This window comes from Enterobacter sp. CM29, assembly GCF_013179605.1.
GTDB classification, from domain to species: Bacteria; Pseudomonadota; Gammaproteobacteria; order Enterobacterales; family Enterobacteriaceae; genus Enterobacter; species Enterobacter intestinihominis.
Genome location: NZ_JABMCU010000094.1, coordinates 1 through 17,441 on the forward strand (window position 1 = coordinate 1; position 17,441 = coordinate 17,441).

17 protein-coding genes and 1 pseudogene are annotated in these 17,441 nt (G+C 56.6%); 7 read left to right on the plus strand and 11 right to left on the minus strand.

The window, feature by feature from the left end; genetic code table 11:
- The 3 genes from HP459_RS13065 to crr all read left to right on the plus strand — a co-directional run.
- On the plus strand, positions 1 to 116 hold a 116-nt coding region (locus tag HP459_RS13065), incomplete at its 5' end, for an HPr family phosphocarrier protein (RefSeq protein WP_171936302.1).
- Between the two features lie 45 nt (positions 117 to 161).
- The gene (gene ptsI / locus HP459_RS13070) at positions 162 to 1,889 is read left to right on the plus strand and encodes a phosphoenolpyruvate-protein phosphotransferase PtsI (RefSeq protein WP_022648945.1); all 1,728 of its coding nucleotides are present in this window, start codon (positions 162 to 164) and stop codon (positions 1,887 to 1,889) included.
- Positions 1,890 to 1,932: 43 nt separating this feature from the next.
- Positions 1,933 to 2,436 carry a PTS glucose transporter subunit IIA gene (gene crr / locus HP459_RS13075; RefSeq protein ID WP_022648946.1) on the plus strand — a complete coding sequence of 168 codons (504 nt, stop codon included), beginning with the start codon at positions 1,933 to 1,935 and terminating at the stop codon, positions 2,434 to 2,436.
- A gap of 44 nt (positions 2,437 to 2,480) precedes the next feature.
- On the opposite strand, the gene pdxK is transcribed toward crr, so the two are convergent.
- From pdxK to HP459_RS13125, 10 genes are all read right to left on the minus strand, one after another.
- Positions 2,481 to 3,317 (minus strand): pyridoxine/pyridoxal/pyridoxamine kinase, encoded by an 837-nt coding sequence (gene pdxK, locus HP459_RS13080; protein ID WP_022648947.1) that lies wholly within the window; start codon positions 3,315 to 3,317, stop codon positions 2,481 to 2,483.
- A gap of 5 nt (positions 3,318 to 3,322) precedes the next feature.
- Positions 3,323 to 4,234 (minus strand): cysteine synthase CysM, encoded by a 912-nt coding sequence (gene cysM, locus HP459_RS13085; RefSeq protein WP_171936303.1) that lies wholly within the window; start codon positions 4,232 to 4,234, stop codon positions 3,323 to 3,325.
- 67 nt (positions 4,235 to 4,301) lie between these two features.
- The gene (cysA, locus tag HP459_RS13090) at positions 4,302 to 5,396 is read right to left on the minus strand and encodes a sulfate/thiosulfate ABC transporter ATP-binding protein CysA (protein WP_022648949.1); all 1,095 of its coding nucleotides are present in this window, start codon (positions 5,394 to 5,396) and stop codon (positions 4,302 to 4,304) included.
- Positions 5,386 to 6,261 (minus strand): sulfate/thiosulfate ABC transporter permease CysW, encoded by an 876-nt coding sequence (gene cysW / locus HP459_RS13095; protein WP_003861305.1) that lies wholly within the window; start codon positions 6,259 to 6,261, stop codon positions 5,386 to 5,388. The genes cysA and cysW overlap by 11 nt, the downstream gene beginning before the upstream one ends.
- On the minus strand, positions 6,261 to 7,094 hold the full coding sequence (gene cysT, locus HP459_RS13100; protein ID WP_022648951.1) for a sulfate/thiosulfate ABC transporter permease CysT: 834 nt from the start codon (positions 7,092 to 7,094) through the stop codon (positions 6,261 to 6,263). Before cysT ends, cysW begins: the two co-directional genes overlap by 1 nt.
- Positions 7,094 to 8,107, minus strand: coding sequence for a sulfate ABC transporter substrate-binding protein (locus tag HP459_RS13105; protein WP_022648952.1), 1,014 nt, complete (start codon positions 8,105 to 8,107; stop codon positions 7,094 to 7,096). The genes cysT and HP459_RS13105 overlap by 1 nt, the downstream gene beginning before the upstream one ends.
- 176 nt (positions 8,108 to 8,283) lie before the next feature.
- A complete protein-coding gene (locus tag HP459_RS13110) occupies positions 8,284 to 9,183 on the minus strand; it encodes a Dyp-type peroxidase (protein ID WP_171936304.1) in 900 nt (299 codons plus the stop codon).
- Positions 9,184 to 9,275: 92 nt separating this feature from the next.
- The gene (locus HP459_RS13115) at positions 9,276 to 9,851 is read right to left on the minus strand and encodes an RpoE-regulated lipoprotein (RefSeq protein WP_022648954.1); all 576 of its coding nucleotides are present in this window, start codon (positions 9,849 to 9,851) and stop codon (positions 9,276 to 9,278) included.
- Positions 9,852 to 9,914: 63 nt separating this feature from the next.
- Complete coding sequence (locus HP459_RS13120) at positions 9,915 to 10,364, minus strand: DUF2919 domain-containing protein (RefSeq protein WP_171936305.1); 450 nt, start codon at positions 10,362 to 10,364, stop codon at positions 9,915 to 9,917.
- On the minus strand, positions 10,351 to 10,776 hold the full coding sequence (locus HP459_RS13125) for a GNAT family acetyltransferase (RefSeq protein ID WP_003861292.1): 426 nt from the start codon (positions 10,774 to 10,776) through the stop codon (positions 10,351 to 10,353). Before HP459_RS13125 ends, HP459_RS13120 begins: the two co-directional genes overlap by 14 nt.
- A gap of 212 nt (positions 10,777 to 10,988) precedes the next feature.
- On the opposite strand from HP459_RS13125, the gene amiA reads away from it, so the two are divergent.
- Both amiA and hemF read left to right on the plus strand, forming a co-directional pair.
- On the plus strand, positions 10,989 to 11,864 hold the full coding sequence (gene amiA, locus HP459_RS13130) for an N-acetylmuramoyl-L-alanine amidase AmiA (protein WP_023306670.1): 876 nt from the start codon (positions 10,989 to 10,991) through the stop codon (positions 11,862 to 11,864).
- A complete protein-coding gene (gene hemF, locus HP459_RS13135) occupies positions 11,864 to 12,763 on the plus strand; it encodes an oxygen-dependent coproporphyrinogen oxidase (RefSeq protein WP_022648957.1) in 900 nt (299 codons plus the stop codon). Before amiA ends, hemF begins: the two co-directional genes overlap by 1 nt.
- Before the next feature lie 114 nt (positions 12,764 to 12,877).
- On the opposite strand, the gene maeB is transcribed toward hemF, so the two are convergent.
- Positions 12,878 to 15,157, minus strand: a complete 2,280-nt coding sequence (gene maeB / locus HP459_RS13140) for an NADP-dependent oxaloacetate-decarboxylating malate dehydrogenase (protein WP_022648958.1) — start codon at positions 15,155 to 15,157, stop codon at positions 12,878 to 12,880.
- A gap of 286 nt (positions 15,158 to 15,443) precedes the next feature.
- Here maeB and tal point away from each other — a divergent pair, with 286 nt between their 5' ends.
- Both tal and HP459_RS13150 read left to right on the plus strand, forming a co-directional pair.
- Positions 15,444 to 16,394, plus strand: coding sequence for a transaldolase (gene tal / locus HP459_RS13145; RefSeq protein ID WP_022648959.1), 951 nt, complete (start codon positions 15,444 to 15,446; stop codon positions 16,392 to 16,394).
- A 19-nt stretch (positions 16,395 to 16,413) separates the two neighbouring features.
- Positions 16,414 to 17,441: pseudogene (locus HP459_RS13150) on the plus strand (transketolase); the annotation flags it as partial.

Below are 17,441 nucleotides of genomic sequence, written 5' to 3' on the forward strand. Positions count from 1 at the left end.
TCAAGCTGCAAACTCTGGGTCTGACTCAGGGTACCGTTGTTACCATCTCCGCTGAAGGTGAAGACGAGCAGAAAGCAGTTGAGCATCTGGTTAAGCTGATGGCTGAACTCGAGTAAGTTTACCGGGTTCTTTTCAATATCAGTCACAAGTAAGGTAGGGTTATGATTTCAGGCATTTTAGCATCCCCGGGTATCGCTTTCGGCAAAGCATTGCTGCTGAAAGAAGACGAAATCGTCATTGACCGGAAAAAAATTTCTGCCGACAAGGTTGATCAGGAAGTTGAACGTTTTCTGAGCGGTCGTGCCAAGGCATCTGCGCAACTGGAAGCGATTAAAACTAAAGCTGGCGAAACTTTCGGTGAAGAAAAAGAAGCCATCTTCGAAGGGCACATTATGCTGCTCGAAGATGAGGAGCTGGAGCAGGAAATCATAGCCCTGATTAAAGATAAAGGCATGACGGCCGACGCGGCTGCGCATGAAGTTATCGAAGGTCAGGCAACTGCCCTGGAAGAACTGGACGATGAATACCTGAAAGAGCGTGCGGCTGACGTACGTGACATCGGTAAGCGCCTGCTGCGCAACATCCTGGGTCTGGCCATCATCGATCTGAGCGCGATTCAGGACGAAGTCATCCTGGTTGCCGCTGACCTGACCCCGTCTGAAACCGCACAGCTGAACCTGAACAAGGTGCTGGGTTTCATTACTGATGCAGGTGGACGTACCTCCCACACCTCTATCATGGCGCGTTCTCTGGAGCTACCAGCCATCGTGGGTACCGGTAGCGTCACCTCGCAGGTGAAAAACGACGACTATCTGATTCTGGATGCCGTAAACAACGTGGTTTACGTCAACCCAACTAACGATGTGATCGAGCAGCTGCGTTCCGTTCAGGAGCAGGTTGCTACCGAGAAAGCGGAACTCGCTAAACTGAAAGATCTGCCAGCCATCACGCTGGACGGCCATCAGGTTGAAGTGTGCGCTAACATCGGTACCGTACGTGACGTTGACGGCGCTGAGCGCAACGGTGCGGAAGGTGTAGGTCTGTATCGTACTGAATTCCTGTTCATGGACCGCGACGCCCTGCCAACGGAAGAAGAGCAGTTTGCAGCGTACAAAGCGGTTGCGGAAGCGTGCGGCTCGCAGGCCGTTATCGTCCGCACCATGGATATCGGTGGCGACAAAGAGCTGCCGTACATGAACTTCCCGAAAGAAGAGAACCCGTTCCTGGGCTGGCGTGCCGTACGTATCGCCATGGATCGCAAAGAGATCCTGCGTGACCAGGTTCGCGCTATCCTGCGTGCATCCGCTTTCGGTAAGCTGCGCATCATGTTCCCGATGATCATCTCTGTTGAAGAAGTGCGTGCACTGAAGAAAGAGATTGAAATCTACAAGCAGGAACTGCGTGACGAAGGTAAAGCATTTGACGAGTCAATTGAGATCGGCGTGATGGTGGAAACACCGGCAGCCGCGACCATTGCACGTCATTTAGCCAAAGAAGTTGATTTCTTTAGTATCGGTACCAATGATTTAACGCAGTACACCCTGGCAGTTGACCGTGGTAATGATATGATTTCACATCTCTACCAGCCAATGTCGCCGTCTGTACTGAATTTGATCAAGCAAGTTATTGATGCTTCTCATGCAGAAGGTAAATGGACTGGCATGTGTGGTGAGCTTGCAGGCGACGAACGTGCTACACTTCTGTTGCTGGGTATGGGTCTGGACGAATTCTCTATGAGCGCCATTTCCATCCCGCGCATCAAGAAGATTATCCGTAACACGAACTTCGAAGATGCGAAGGTATTAGCAGAGCAGGCTCTTGCTCAACCGACAACGGACGAGTTAATGACGCTGGTTAACAAGTTCATTGAAGAAAAAACAATCTGCTAATCCACGAGATGCGGCCCAAATTACTGCTTAGGAGATAAGTCTAATGGGTTTATTTAGTAAACTGTTCGGTGACAAAAGCAATAGCGACTCCGGAACTATTGAGATTGTTGCTCCGCTCTCCGGCGAGATCGTCAATATCGAAGACGTGCCGGATGTAGTGTTTGCTGAGAAAATCGTTGGTGATGGCATTGCTATCAAACCAACTGGCAACAAAATGGTTGCTCCAGTTGACGGTACCATTGGTAAGATTTTTGAAACCAACCATGCGTTCTCTATCGAATCCGATAGCGGTATCGAACTGTTCGTTCACTTCGGTATCGACACCGTTGAACTGAAAGGCGAAGGCTTCAAACGTATCGCGGAAGAAGGCCAGCGTGTTAAAGTTGGCGACCCTGTAATTGAATTCGATCTGCCACTGCTGGAAGAAAAAGCGAAGTCTACCCTGACTCCGGTTGTTATCTCCAACATGGACGAAATCAAAGAGCTGATCAAACTGTCTGGCAGCGTTACCGTGGGTGAAACCCCGGTTATCCGCATCAAGAAGTAATTCTTGCCGCACGGTAAAATGGCGCCTTCGGGCGCCATTTTTGTTTATGCAGGCAGAATAAGCTCGTCGTAGCCTTTCGACTGCGTATAGATCATCACGTCAGTCACCCTGTCGCCCGCCATGCGAATGGCGTCGGCCACGGTTTTACCGCCGACGATACCGCTCACCAGCTCCGAACAGAACAGATCCCCCGTCCCTTTCAGGTCCGTCTCAACGCGCGGGTGTGCGCTTACGGTAACGCCCTCCTCGCTCACCAGCACGACGTGGATATTTTGCGGATCGTCAGCCACTGGCGCGCTGGTGATCGCCACCCATTTAAGCGTGTCAGACAGCAGCCCCTGCGCGGCGGCAATGGCGCTCTCCGGCGTACGGCACGGTTTGCCGCTCAGCACTTCCAGCTCAAACACGTTGGGCGTAATGCCCTGGGCCAGCGGGAGCAGGTGCTCACGGTAGGCTTCAGGAATATCCGGCTTCACGTACATCCCGCTGTCGATGTCTCCGATTACCGGGTCGACCAGCACCAGCAGATCGGGATGTTGCACTTTGATCGCCTTCAGCCACTGCGCCAGCAGCACGATCTGGCTGGCGCTGCCCATATAGCCGGTAGTGACCGCTTTTAGCTCGCGCAGGATCTCGCGCTCTTCCAGCGCCTTCAGGTAGCCGCTGAACCACTCGTCCGGGATCACCCCGCCGTAGAAGGTGTCGTAGTGAGGCGTATTGCTGAACAGCACCGTCGGCACGGCGGTAACGTTCAGTCGATGGGTGCGAATATTTGGCACCGCGATGCTGTTTCCCACACTGCCGTACACCACCTGCGACTGAACGGCGACAATATCGGTTTGCTGCGCCCGGGTGTTATCCCGGAATAAAATCATCTCCATGACGCTTAAATCCCCGCCCCCTGCGAATAACTCTCTTCACCAAAGACGCCGGTCGACAGGTAGCGATCGCCGCGATCGCAAATAATCGCTACCACTACTGCACCCGGGTTTGCCTTAGCCACCCGAATCGCCCCCGCTACCGCGCCACCCGAACTGACGCCGCAGAAGATGCCTTCACGCACGGCCAGCTCACGCATGGTATTTTCCGCCTCGCGCTGATGAATATCCAGCACCTGGTCCACAAGCTGCGCATTAAAGATGCCCGGTATATACTCCGCGGGCCAGCGGCGAATGCCCGGAATACTGCTTCCCTCTTCCGGCTGGAGGCCGACAATCGTCACCGGCTGCTCCTGCTCGCGCAGAAAACGTGACACACCGGTGATCGTACCCGTGGTCCCCATGCTGGAGACAAAGTGGGTGATGCGCCCGCCGGTTTGCTGCCAGATTTCCGGGCCGGTGGAGGTGTAGTGCGCGTACGGGTTGTCCGGGTTATTAAACTGGTCGAGCAGCTTGCCTTCCCCGCGCTCCGCCATCGCTAACGCTAAATCTCGCGCCCCTTCCATCCCCTGCTCTTTGCTCACCAGAATCAGCTCGGCCCCGTAGGCACGCATGGCGGCACGGCGCTCCTGGCTCATGTTATCCGGCATCAGCAGCTTCATACGATAGCCTTTCAGGGCGGCTATCATCGCCAGTGCGATACCGGTGTTACCGCTGGTGGCTTCGATCAGCACGTCGCCGGGCTTTATTTCGCCGCGCTTTTCGGCCTGAACAATCATCGACAGCGCCGCCCGGTCTTTCACCGACCCCGCCGGGTTATTGCCTTCAAGTTTGACCCAGATTTCGCTGCCGTTGTCACACCCCATGCGCTGAAGTTTGACCAGAGGGGTGTTGCCGATGGTGTGTTCGAGTGTATTCACGTTTTTTACTCAATAAAAAGCCCGGTAAGCATCACGCCACCGGGCGAAAAACATACTCAATAACCTATCAGGCTGACTCCGCCAGAGCAATATCCTCGCGCGTCTCGATGCGCTCGTTGCCGTGATAAATGCGCGCGTGTTGCAGCCCCACAAACAGGCGTTCCCCACGGTGCGGCGGCTCGTCGTCACGCATAACCACGGTCAGCGGCTCGGTGTACCAGCCCAGGGGCTGTACCACTAATTGGGTGTAGTGACCTTTAGGGCTAGCTTCCAGCACCTGCACCGGAAGCGGTGAGTCCAGGCTGGTACGGCGGCTGACGTCCACTTCCCACGGGCGCAGGAACAGATCCACCGGCCCCTGGTGCGCGGAGGTATACCCCAGCGGCCAGCGGTGCGCGCCAACGTGGAACTGACCGCCGCGAATAGTACCCTGAAGGCGGTTTACTTCCCCCATAAACTCCAGCACAAAGCGGGTCGCCGGTTCACGCCAGAGTTGCTCTGGCTCGTCAACCTGCTCAATGTTGCCCTGACTCATCACCACCACGCGGTCGGCTACTTCCATCGCCTCTTCTTGATCGTGGGTCACGAAAACGCTGGTGAACTGGAGTTCCTCATGAAGCTGACGCAGCCAGCGGCGGAGCTCTTTACGCACCTGCGCATCCAGCGCGCCAAACGGTTCGTCCAGCAGCAGGATTTGCGGTTCCACGGCTAACGCACGCGCCAGCGCCACGCGCTGTTTCTGCCCGCCAGAAAGCTGTGCCGGGAAGCGGTCCGCCAGATGAGCCAGCTGCACCATCTCCAGCAGTTTGGTCACTTTCGCTTTGATGGCGGCCGCATTCGGACGCTCACGACGCGGCAGTACGGTCAGACCAAACGCGATGTTGTCGAATACCGTCATGTGGCGGAACAGGGCGTAGTGCTGGAATACAAAACCCACTTTACGGTCGCGGGCATGCAAACGGCTTACGTCCGTACCGTGGAAGCGGATATGTCCGCTGGTCTGGTGCTCAAGCCCGGCGATAATACGCAGCAGCGTGGTTTTACCGGAGCCAGACGGCCCCAGCAGCGCCACCATTTGTCCGGAAGGGATATCCAGCGAGATATCATTCAGCACCTGGGTGCGACCAAAAGACTTCTTAATATTGGCAATCTCAATGCTCATGATTTCCCTCCTGATGCTGACGTTTTTCCTGATTCTCTAAACGCCACTGCACCACACTCTTCAAAAACAGGGTCAAAATCGCCATCAGCGTCAGCAACGCTGCGGCAGTAAAGGAACCGACGGTGTTGTAGTCCTGTTCCAGTAATTCAATCTGTAACGGCAGCGACAGGGTTTCGCCGCGAATCGAGCCGGATACCACCGACACCGCGCCAAACTCACCGATCGCACGGGCGTTGGTCAGTACCACGCCGTAAAGCAGTGCCCAGCGGATATTCGGCAGCGTGACGCGGCGGAACATCTGCCAGCCGGAAGCGCCGAGCAGCACCGCGGCTTCATCTTCATGGCTGCCCTGGCTGAGCATCACCGGCACCAGCTCGCGTACCACAAACGGACAGGTGACAAAGACGGTCACCAGCACCATCCCGGGCCAAGCGAACATGATCTGCAGGTCGTGTTCATCCAGCCAGCCGCCCAGCGGGCCATTGGAACCGTAGAAGAGCAGATAAACCAGACCCGCCACCACCGGTGACACCGCAAACGGGATATCCAGCAGGGTCAGCAGCAGCTGACGCCCCGGGAAGTTAAAGCGCGTTACCAGCCAGGCCAGCAATACGCCAAACACCAGATTCACCGGGACGGTGATCAGGGCAATCATCACCGTCAGCCAGATGGCGTGGAGCATGTCCGGATCGGCCAGGTTTTGCAGCGCGGGCATAATCCCCTTGCTGAAGGCCTGAACGAAGATGTACACCATCGGCACGACGAGAATGAATGCGGAGACCAGCACGCCGGTACCAATCAGAAACCATTTGCCCCAGTTGATGCGGGGCGCGTCATAGCGCTTCAATTGCGTAACTTCCGCCATCAGTGACCTACCACACGTCGACCAAAGCGACTTTGCAGAGTGTTAATCGAGAACAGCAGTAGCAGCGACGCGGCAAGGATCACCGAGGCAATCGCACTCGCGGCCGGATAATCAAACTCCTGCAAACGGACAAAAATCATCAGCGAGGTTACTTCGGTTTTCCACGCGATGTTCCCGGCGATAAAAATGACCGCGCCAAATTCACCGAGGCTGCGGGTAAAGGAGAGCGCGATACCCGCCAGCAACGCCGGAGAGAGTTCCGGCAGCACGACCTTGCGAAAACTCTGCCAGCGCGTGGCGCCGAGCGTTTCTGCGGCCTCTTCGTATTCGGGTCCTAACTCTTCCAGCACCGGCTGCACGGTACGTACCACAAACGGGATGCTGGTAAAGGCCATGGCCACCGCGATACCGAGCCAGGTATAGGTCACTTTGATATCAAACTTCGCCAGCCACTCACCGTAAAACCCGTTCACGGAGAAGAGCGACGCCAGCGTCAAACCGGCAACCGCCGTCGGCAGGGCAAACGGCAGATCCATCAGCGCGTCGAGCAGGGTGCGGCCAGGGAAGCGATAGCGAGTTAAGATCCACGCCATCAGCAGGCCAAACACGCCGTTAAAAATCGAGGCCACGAACGCAGACAGCAGGGTGACCTTGTAGGCCGCCACCACCTGCGGGTTAGTAATCACTTCCCAGTACTGGGACCAGCTCATCTCAGCGAGCTGCATCACCAGCGCGCTGAGCGGTAATAACAAAATCAGACAGACGAACAGCAGGCTGGTCCCGAGGCTTAAGGTAAAGCCCGGCAGCACACGTCTGGAGGACACTGCAAACATTACTTACGCCCCGCTGCCAGCAGTTTGTCCAACTCACCGCCGCTGACAAAATGCGTTTTCATGACCTCAGGCCAGGCGCCGAAATGATCTTCCACGCGGAACAGCTCGGTCTGCGGGAATTTGTCTTTCAGCTTGCTCATCACGTCCGGGTTGTTGACACGGTAGTAGTAGTCGGTGATAACGGTTTGCGCCTGCGGGCTGTACAGATAGTTCAGGTAGGCTTTCGCCGCCTTTTCTGTGCCGTTAGCCTTAACGTTTTTATCCACCCACGCCACCGGGAACTCGGCCAGAATGTTCGTTTTCGGGATAACCACTTCGAAGCCCTGCGCTTCGTACTGTTTACGAATATTGTTCACTTCGGATTCAAAGCTGATCAGTACGTCGCCCAGCCCGCGCTCGGCGAAGGTGGTGGTTGCGCCACGACCGCCGGTATCAAACACCTCGACGTTTTTCAGGAACTGGGTCATAAACTGTTCGGTTTTCGCTTTATCGTTACCGTCAGCTTTGTCCGCCGCGCCCCACGCCGCCAGATAGGTGTAACGTGCGTTGCCGGAGGTTTTCGGATTCGGGAAGATCAGCTTTACGTCTGAACGCACCAGGTCGTTCCAGTCGTGGATGTTCTTCGGGTTGCCCTTGCGCACCAGGAAGCCCATGGTGGAGTAAAATGGCGAACTGTTGTTCGGCAGGCGGCTTTGCCAGTTCGCCGGGATCAGTTTGCCTTTGTCGTGCAGGATCTGCACGTCCGTGACCTGGTTGTAGGTCACCACGTCCGCTTTCAGCCCCTGCAAAATGGCCAGCGCCTGCTTAGATGAGCCAGCGTGCGACTGCTTGATGGTCAGCTTGTCGCCGTTGTTCTCTTTCGCCCACTGCTGTTCAAATGCGGGATTAAGGGCGGCAAACAGCTCGCGCGAAACATCATAAGAACTGTTCAGCAACTCGGTTGCCTGCGCCTGCGCCACCAGCAGTAAACCTGCCAGTGCCAGCGATCCTTTTTTCAGTACAGTAACGGCCATTGCGCACCCTTATAAATGTGATGACTATCTTATAGTCATAATATTTATAACGGAGTCTAAAGGAGTAACGGTTTTATATACCGTTTGGTGATTTAGAAGCAGAAAAGGGAATAAGAGGTGCGGGAGAAATTGCCGGGTGGCGCTCACGCTTACCCGGCCTACGAATGGAGAGCGATTTACAACGCCAGCAGGCGCTCAACGGACGGCGCAAAGTAGTAGCCGCCGGTCACCGGGCGGGTGAAGCGCAGCATGGCGTCACGCTTACCGTCGGTATCGCCAAACATGCTCAGCAGCTGCTGTTCGATGTTGTAGAGGCGTGCGCAGTAAGCGCAGAAGTACAGGCCGTGCGTACCGCTCGCGGTGCCGTACGGCAGGCTCTGGCGAACAATCTTCAGCCCCTTACCGTCTTCTTTAAGGTCAACGCGGGACAGGTGGGAAGTGACCGGACGCGCATCGCCGTCAATCTCTTCATTGGCATCTTTGGTACGGCCAATCATCATCTCCTGGTCATGCACGCTCATGCGGTTAAGCTGCCTGAGGTTATGCTCCCAGCGCTGGACGAACACATAGCTGCCGCCCGCGTCCACGCCATCCTTGATTACAGCCACCTCGCGACGCCTCTCTTCCCCGGCCGGGTTTTCGGTGCCGTCGACGAAGCCGCTCAAATCGCGCTCTTCCACCCAGCGGAAACCGTGGATCTCTTCCTGCACGTCGATACTGTCACCAAAGGCCTCAATCGCAGCCTGAGCGACAGAAAAGTTCACGTCGTGACGCAGGGAGAGGATATGGATCAGAACGTCATACTGGGTGGCGGGCGCAAGACCTTTGCCATAAGGAATAAAGTCTTTCAGCTCTTCTGCGCCTTCGCCGCCGCTCAGATGACGCCAGACGGTGCTGCCAAAGGCGACCACCGCGCCCAGATGGGCTTCGGGGAATTTGGCCTGGAAGGTGGCCAGTTTATCAACGAATACTTTGCTGGCCGCGCGCAGGGCATCCACGTCCCCTTTGACGTTGGCTTCAATCCAAATCGCCGCCCGGCAATGTTCTGGCAAAATGCCACTCTGAACCTGAGACATCGCTCCTCCTGAAATAAAGATGCCACGACAGCGTGGCATTGATGGCGGCTATTATACCCGGATTTCAGCGAGGCGGCTTGCTCAGGCGCAAATTACTGCTGCCAGATAATTTTGCTCACTTTCCACTTTTTCAGGGTGTCGTCAGACGGCATTAACCCTTCCGGACCGTTCCAGGTGCCGCTGAACACATAGCTAATATGCTGGCTGCCGTCGGCCTTACACTCGACCGCCACGCTCTCCTCCGATGGCACACTGGCGCAGTGGCCAAACGCTTTCTGATAGAGTTCGCCAAACGGCGTTCCCACCTTCACGCCACCTGAGGTCGGGATCTCTTCATCCATCACCGCAATGCGGTTGACCGTACCTTTATCGCCGTTGATGACCATTGCCACCTTGTCATCTTTCAACGCTTCGAAATAGCGCACGATGTTGCCGTTCTCGGTTTTCATGCCGCTGCGCAGGCGATAATCACTGCCGATGGCATCCTGAATGGCATCCTGATCCAGCGCCGTCGAGGCGGTGATTTTGCCCACGCCCTGCTCGGTCACTTCCATTGAGGATCCAAACCAGTTCCACGGATAGGCCGCAGACCAGTTGATGGATGAGAGCGTGGAACAGCCGGTTAACGCCAGCGGGAGAGCGCATAAAAGTAAACGCAGCGATTTCATTGAGACGTCCTTACGTAGTAAATCAACGCTTGTTGGAGTGCAGTATCGACAAAAAGTGCCGTTTTAATCTGGCTCATGCGTAAAACAGGCGCGTAAACGGGGATTCGTGACCAGCCACAGCAGCGCGACAATATCCGCCACCACCAGTGCAATCCCGATACCCGAAAGCGGCTCGCCGTACAGCCAGAGCAAGGGTTGCCAGACCAGAAGCACAAACTGCGCCAGGATCAGCAGCCAGCGAAGCGCGCGCCAGAAGCGCGGAATGGCTTGCCGCCGTCCGCTGCACAGAAACGCCAGGACCGCCGGTACGCCCGGCAGTAACCCCAGCCAGAACGCATCGTGATCGGGATAAAAGAGATTCAGTAACGTATCGCCCTGCCCGCGCGACGCGCCAGCCATCACGAACAGCACCCAGGTGCGGGCCTGCAACAGCAGAACGCACCAGAACAAAAAAGGCAGACGCAGATGACCGTGAACGTCGTAGTCGCCAGGGTGGAACTCAGTACTCTTCATCTTCGATCAGGCGCTTACCCAGCGTCAGTACATCCGCGTGCTCGTAGCCCAGACGTTCATACATGCCCAGCACCACGTCGTTATCTTCCCGGACCATAATCTGGATTTTCGGGCAGCCACGGGCGATCAGTTTCTTTTCCAGACGGTTAAGCAGCGCGTTGGCGATGCCGCGCGCGCGGTATTCCGGGTGCACGCCCAGATAGTAGGCCGAGCCGCGGTGGCCGTCGTACCCGCCCATCACCGTCCCGACCACTTCGCCGTTGACCTCAGCGACCAGAAACAGACTGACGTCGTGATTCACCTTCCGTTCGATGTCCATTTCCGGATCGTTCCACGGACGCAGCAGATCGCAGCGCTCCCAAAGGGTGATCACCTCTTCGAAATCTTCCTGGCGAAAAACGCGTATCTCCATGGTATTAACCGCCTTTTCGGGTTTAAAAACAGTGATTATGGCGTGAACAGGGCGTTTAGCCAATAACCGGGGAAAAACTCGCCAAAATTTGGCATAATGTCACTTTGTCACGTATTGAAATGAAAAGTAAAACAATTCTCAATAAGGACTGTCGTAACGGGAAACACGATACGATATAACACCAGGACCCCAATTTTTACAATTCAGGCCGCATGAGCACATTCAAACCATTAAAAGCACTCACATCGCGTCGTCAGGTTCTCAAAGCGGGGCTGGCGGCCTTAACGTTATCGGGTATCGCAAAGCAGGCTCAGGCAAAAGAAGAGAGCACGCTTAAAACCAGTAACGGACACAGCAAGCCGAAAACCAAAAAAGCTGGCGCAAAGCGTCTGGTCATGCTCGATCCGGGCCACGGCGGGATCGACACCGGCGCCATTGGCCGAAACGGGTCGAAAGAAAAACACGTCGTGCTGGCAATTGCAAAAAATGTGCGCGCAATTTTACGCAGCAACGGTATTGACGCCCGCCTGACGCGCACGGGCGACACGTTTATCCCGCTGTACGATCGCGTGGAGATTGCCCACAAGCACGGCGCAGACCTGTTTATGTCCATTCACGCGGATGGCTTCACAAACCCTTCCGCCGCAGGCGCCTCGGTATTTGCGCTCTCCAACCGTGGCGCCAGTAGCGCCATGGCGAAATACCTCTCCGATCGCGAAAACCGGGCGGATGAAGTGGCCGGGAAAAAAGCCACCGACAAAGACCATCTGTTGCAGCAGGTTCTGTTCGATCTCGTGCAGACCGATACCATCAAAAACAGCCTGACGCTCGGCTCGCATATCCTCAAACGGATTAAGCCCGTGCACCGTCTGCACAGTAAAAGCACCGAGCAGGCCGCGTTTGTGGTGCTGAAGTCACCGTCTATTCCGTCCGTGCTGGTGGAAACCTCGTTCATTACCAACCCGGAAGAAGAGCGTTTACTCGGCACTAAGGCGTTTCGTCAGAAGATCGCGAACGCCATCGCCTCCGGGGTCATCAGTTATTTCAACTGGTTCGATAATCAAAAAGCGCACTCCAGGAAACGTTGATGAAACCGAATGCACAGCTGGTCAAAACTTTCCTGATGCAGCTCCAGGACGCGATTTGCCAGAAACTGACCGCCGCAGACGGCGGTGAATTCCAGGAAGACACCTGGCAGCGCGAAGCGGGCGGCGGCGGGCGCAGCCGCGTGCTGCGTAACGGCGGTATTTTTGAACAGGCCGGGGTCAACTTCTCCCACGTCCACGGTGATGCAATGCCAGCGTCCGCCACGGCGCATCGGCCTGAACTGGCGGGCCGCAGCTTCGAGGCGATGGGCGTATCGCTGGTGGTGCATCCGCATAACCCGTTTGTGCCAACCAGCCACGCCAACGTGCGCTTTTTCATCGCGGAAAAACCGGGAGCCGATCCGGTCTGGTGGTTTGGCGGCGGTTTCGACTTAACGCCTTACTATGGCTTTAAAGAGGACGCCGTGCACTGGCACACCACCGCGCGCGACCTCTGCCTGCCGTTTGGCGAAGACGTTTACCCGAAATACAAAAAGTGGTGCGATGATTATTTCTATCTGAAGCATCGCGACGAGCAGCGCGGCATCGGCGGGCTGTTCTTTGACGATCTCAACACGCCGGATTTTGATACCGCGTTCAGCTTTATGCGCGCGGTGGGTGAAGGCTTTACCGACGCCTATCTTCCGATTGTCGAACGCCGCAAAGACACCGACTACGGCGTGCGCGAGCGTGAGTTCCAGCTCTACCGTCGCGGGCGCTATGTGGAGTTTAATCTGGTGTGGGATCGCGGGACGCTGTTTGGCCTGCAAACCGGCGGGCGCACGGAGTCCATTCTGATGTCGATGCCGCCGCTGGTGCGCTGGGAATACAGCTACGCGCCAAAAGAAGGCAGCCCGGAGGCTGCCTTGAGTGAGTTTATTAAGGTTCGGGACTGGGTTTAACCCTTACCCCTCACCCCGGCCCTCTCCCCAAAGGGGCGAGGGTGAAAAGACGGCTCAGAGCAGTCCCCTCTCCCCTATGGGGAGAGGGTTAGGGTGAGGGGCGAGGGCAATAAATTACAGCGGCTGCGTCTGCGCCTCAACCACCGCCAGCGCCACCATGTTGACGATACGACGCACGGAGGCAATCGGCGTTAACACATGCACCGGTTTTGACACCCCCATCAGCACTGGCCCTACGGTCACCCCTTCAGAACTCGACACGCGCAGCAGGTTATAGCTAATACGCGCCGCTTCCACGTTCGGCATAATCAGCACGTTCGCCGAGCCTTTCAGCGGACTGTCCGGCATACGTTCATTACGAATACTCTCCACCAGCGCGGCGTCGCCGTGCATCTCGCCGTCGATCATCAGCTCCGGCGCGCGCGCTCGCACCAGGTCCAGCGTCTGGCGCATTTTGCACGCCGCCGCGGATTTGGATGACCCGAAGTTTGAGTGCGACAGCAGCGCCACTTTCGGCTCGATACCAAAGCGGCGCACGGTTTCCGCCGCCATCACGGTGATTTCCGCCAGTTCGTCCGGGGAGGGATCGTCGTTGACGTAGGTATCGGCGATAAAGGTGTTACCGCTTGGCAGCAGCAGCGCGTTCATTGCGCCGGCAGTATGGACGCCCTCGCGATAGCCGAAGATCTCCTGTACCACGCTGAAATGCTCATGGTACTCGCCGATGGTGCCGCAGATCAGCGCATCCGCCTCACCGCGATGAACCATGATCGCGCCGATCACCGTGGTGTTGCTGATCACCGCCCGCTGCGCCTGCTCCTGGGTGATCCCGCGACGCTTCATGATCGAATAGTATTCGTTCCAGTACTCTTTGAAGCGCGGATCGGATTCGTTGTTAACGATCTCAAAGTCCACGCCCGGCTTTATTTGCAGGCCGAGCTTCTGAATACGCATCTCGATCACGCTCGGACGACCAATCAGGATCGGTTTCGCCAGCCCTAAGGTGATCAGCTCCTGCGTGGCATGCAGCACGCGCGCCTCTTCCCCTTCCGCCAGCACCACGCGCTTCGCGTCGGCGCGCGCCTGGGAGAAGATCGGCTTCATAAACAGGTTGGTTTTGTAAACGAACTCGGTGAGTTTATCGACGTAGGCATCGAAATCTTCAATCGGCCGCGTCGCCACGCCGGAGTCCATCGCCGCTTTGGCCACCGCTGGCGCGATCTTCACGATCAGACGCGGGTCAAATGGTTTAGGGATGATGTAGTCGGGGCCGAAGCTCAGATCCTGATCGCCGTAGGCGGAGGCCACCACTTCGCTCTGCTCGGCGTGCGCCAGCTCTGCGATAGCATGAACGGCAGCCAGCTTCATCTCTTCGTTGATCGCCGTGGCGCCGACGTCCAGCGCCCCGCGGAAGATGAACGGGAAGCAGAGCACGTTGTTCACCTGGTTCGGGTAGTCCGAACGTCCGGTGCAGATGATAGCGTCTTCACGCACCGCCTTCGCCAGCGGCGGCAGAATTTCCGGCTCCGGGTTCGCCAGGGCCAGGATCATTGGCGCGCGCGCCATCTTCTGCACCATCTCCTGGGTCAGCACTTTCGGGCCTGAACAGCCGAGGAAAATGTCAGCACCGTCAATCACGTCTTCAAGCGTGCGCTTGCCGTCGTCTTCCACCGCATAGGCCGCCTTGGTTTCCGCCATGTTTGGCTCGCGGTCTTTGTAGATCACGCCCTTGGAGTCGCAGACCACAATATTGTGCTTCTGCATGCCCAGCGCCACCAGCAGGTTCATACAGGCGATGGCCGCGGCGCCTGCGCCGGAGACCACCATGCGCACGTCGGAGAGATTTTTCTCTACCACGCGCAGGCCGTTCAGAATGGCGGCGGTACTGATAATCGCCGTGCCGTGCTGGTCGTCATGGAACACGGGAATGTTCATACGCTCGCGCAGCTTCTGCTCGATATAGAAACATTCCGGCGCTTTGATGTCTTCCAGGTTGATGCCGCCGAAGGTCGGCTCCAGCGCCGCCACCACGTTGATGAATTTATCCGGATCCAGTTCGTCCACTTCGATATCGAAGACGTCGATACCGGCAAATTTCTTAAACAGAACGCCCTTCCCTTCCATCACCGGCTTACCAGCCAGCGCACCGATGTTCCCTAACCCCAGCACCGCCGTACCGTTAGAGATAACGGCCACCAGGTTGCCGCGCGCGGTGTATTTGTACGCTGCCAGCGGATCTTTTTCGATTTCCAGGCACGGAGCAGCCACGCCCGGCGAGTAGGCCAGCGCCAGATCGCGCTGGGTCGCCAGCGGTTTGGTCGGGGATACCTGGATTTTACCCGGAACAGGAAACTCGTGAAAATCGAGAGCGCTTTGTTTTAACTGATCATCCATCTTGTTATTCCTTTCACGTTTCGGTCAAAAAGGGTGATGTCGACGTTCCTATGCACACCCTGGTGTGCCGCATAGTATCGCCGCAGGCAGGCTCCTAAACTTTGAAGGCTGCCAAACTCTCACCATTGCAGAATAAAAATTGTTATCAATTTATAACAGCCATGTTACCCGTCTCAGAAAGCAATGCCTCCCCCGTCTGCTATGCTTTTTTGTTAAGTCCATCATGATTTTCTCAGAAGTGTGAACTAACGCACTCGACTAACTCTTTTATTTCCAAGGAGTAATTATGAACCAGCTAGACGGCATCAAACAATTTACCACCGTGGTTGCAGACAGCGGCGACATCGAGTCGATTCGTCACTACCAGCCGGAAGACGCGACCACCAATCCCTCTCTGCTACTCAAGGCGGCCGGTCTTGCGCACTTTAGTCATCTGATTGATGACGCCCTTGCCTACGGCAAACAGCGCGGGAAAACGCAGGAACAGCAGGTCGCCGAAGCCAGCGACAAGCTGGCGGTCAATATAGGTGCGGAAATTCTTAAAAGCATACCGGGGCGCGTCTCTACCGAAGTGGACGCCCGCCTCTCGTTTGACCAGGAAAAGAGCATCAACAAGGCCCGCCGCATAGTGGAACTCTACCAGGAGCAGGGAATCGATAAGTCACGCATTCTGATCAAGCTTGCGTCTACCTGGGAAGGCATCCGCGCGGCGGAAGTGCTGGAGAAAGAGGGGATCCACTGCAACCTGACGCTACTGTTCTCCTTCGCCCAGGCGCGTGCCTGCGCCGAAGCGGGCGTGTTCCTGATTTCACCGTTTGTCGGGCGTATCTACGACTGGTATCAGGCGAAACAGCCAATGGATCCGTACGTGGTGGAAGAAGATCCTGGCGTAAAATCGGTGCGTAATATCTACGATTATTACAAGCAGCATCGCTACGAGACCATCGTGATGGGGGCCAGCTTCCGCCGCACCGAGCAGATCCTGGCGCTCGCGGGCTGTGACCGTCTGACCATCTCTCCTGACCTGCTGAAAAAGCTTCAGGAGAGTGAAGAGACGGTGATCCGCAAGCTGGTACCGACCTCTACCGTTCTGCCAAAACCGAAACCCATGACCGAAGCGGAATTCCGCTGGGAGCACAATCAGGATCCAATGGCCGTGGAAAAACTGGCGGATGGCATCCGCCAGTTCGCCGTCGACCAGCGCAAACTCGAAGATCTTCTCGCCGCCAAACTTTAACCTTGCCACGGAGTGAACTATGTCCCGTAAAGAGCTCGCCAACGCCATTCGCGCCCTCAGCATGGATGCCGTACAAAAAGCCAATTCCGGCCACCCTGGCGCCCCCATGGGTATGGCTGATATTGCCGAAGTGCTGTGGAACGACTTCCTGAAGCACAACCCGACCGATCCGACCTGGTACGATCGCGACCGTTTTATTCTCTCCAACGGTCACGCCTCGATGCTGCTCTACAGCCTGCTGCACCTTTCCGGCTACGACCTGCCGCTTGAGGAGTTAAAAAACTTCCGCCAGCTGCACTCCAAAACGCCGGGCCACCCGGAGATCGGCTATACGCCGGGTGTTGAAACCACTACCGGCCCGCTGGGCCAGGGGCTGGCGAATGCCGTCGGCCTGGCGATTGCAGAGCGTACGCTGGCCGCGCAGTTCAACCAGCCCGACCACGAGATTGTCGATCACTACACCTATGTCTTTATGGGTGATGGCTGCCTGATGGAGGGGATCTCCCACGAGGTCTGCTCGCTGGCGGGCACCCTGGGGCTGGGCAAGCTGATTGGCTTCTACGATCACAACGGTATCTCCATTGACGGGGAAACCGAGGGCTGGTTTACCGACGACACGGCAAAACGCTTTGAAGCCTATCACTGGCACGTAGTGCACGAAATCGACGGTCACGATCCTGAGGCGGTGAAAAAAGCGATTCAGGAAGCGCAGAGCGTAAAGGACAAACCGTCCCTGATCGTCTGCCGCACCACCATCGGCTTCGGCTCGCCGAACAAAGCGGGTAAAGAAGAGGCGCACGGCGCGGCGCTGGGTGAAGAGGAAGTGGCGCTGACCCGCCAGAAACTGGGCTGGAAACACCCGGCCTTTGAGATCCCAAAAGAGATCTACAGGGCCTGGGATGCTCGCGAAACAGGTGAAAAAGCGCAGCAGGCCTGGAACGAGAAGTTTGCTGCCTACAAAAAAGCGTATCCAGAGCTGGCGGCCGAATTTAACCGCCGCATGAGCGGTGGCCTGCCGGAAGACTGGGAAGAGAAAACTCAGGCGCT

Bases quoted from the DNA above. Each gene is read 5' to 3' on its own strand.
- ptsI (WP_022648945.1), top strand. From the start codon at position 162: ATGATTTCAGGCATTTTAGCATCCCCGGGTATCGCTTTCGGCAAAGCA.
- crr (WP_022648946.1), top strand. From the start codon at position 1,933: ATGGGTTTATTTAGTAAACTGTTCGGTGACAAAAGCAATAGCGACTCC.
- pdxK (WP_022648947.1), bottom strand. From the start codon at position 3,317: ATGGAGATGATTTTATTCCGGGATAACACCCGGGCGCAGCAAACCGAT.
- cysA (WP_022648949.1), bottom strand. From the start codon at position 5,396: ATGAGCATTGAGATTGCCAATATTAAGAAGTCTTTTGGTCGCACCCAG.
- cysW (WP_003861305.1), bottom strand. From the start codon at position 6,261: ATGGCGGAAGTTACGCAATTGAAGCGCTATGACGCGCCCCGCATCAAC.
- cysT (WP_022648951.1), bottom strand. From the start codon at position 7,094: ATGTTTGCAGTGTCCTCCAGACGTGTGCTGCCGGGCTTTACCTTAAGC.
- HP459_RS13105 (WP_022648952.1), bottom strand. From the start codon at position 8,107: ATGGCCGTTACTGTACTGAAAAAAGGATCGCTGGCACTGGCAGGTTTA.
- HP459_RS13110 (WP_171936304.1), bottom strand. From the start codon at position 9,183: ATGTCTCAGGTTCAGAGTGGCATTTTGCCAGAACATTGCCGGGCGGCG.
- HP459_RS13115 (WP_022648954.1), bottom strand. From the start codon at position 9,851: ATGAAATCGCTGCGTTTACTTTTATGCGCTCTCCCGCTGGCGTTAACC.
- HP459_RS13120 (WP_171936305.1), bottom strand. From the start codon at position 10,364: ATGAAGAGTACTGAGTTCCACCCTGGCGACTACGACGTTCACGGTCAT.
- HP459_RS13125 (WP_003861292.1), bottom strand. From the start codon at position 10,776: ATGGAGATACGCGTTTTTCGCCAGGAAGATTTCGAAGAGGTGATCACC.
- amiA (WP_023306670.1), top strand. From the start codon at position 10,989: ATGAGCACATTCAAACCATTAAAAGCACTCACATCGCGTCGTCAGGTT.
- hemF (WP_022648957.1), top strand. From the start codon at position 11,864: ATGAAACCGAATGCACAGCTGGTCAAAACTTTCCTGATGCAGCTCCAG.
- maeB (WP_022648958.1), bottom strand. From the start codon at position 15,157: ATGGATGATCAGTTAAAACAAAGCGCTCTCGATTTTCACGAGTTTCCT.
- tal (WP_022648959.1), top strand. From the start codon at position 15,444: ATGAACCAGCTAGACGGCATCAAACAATTTACCACCGTGGTTGCAGAC.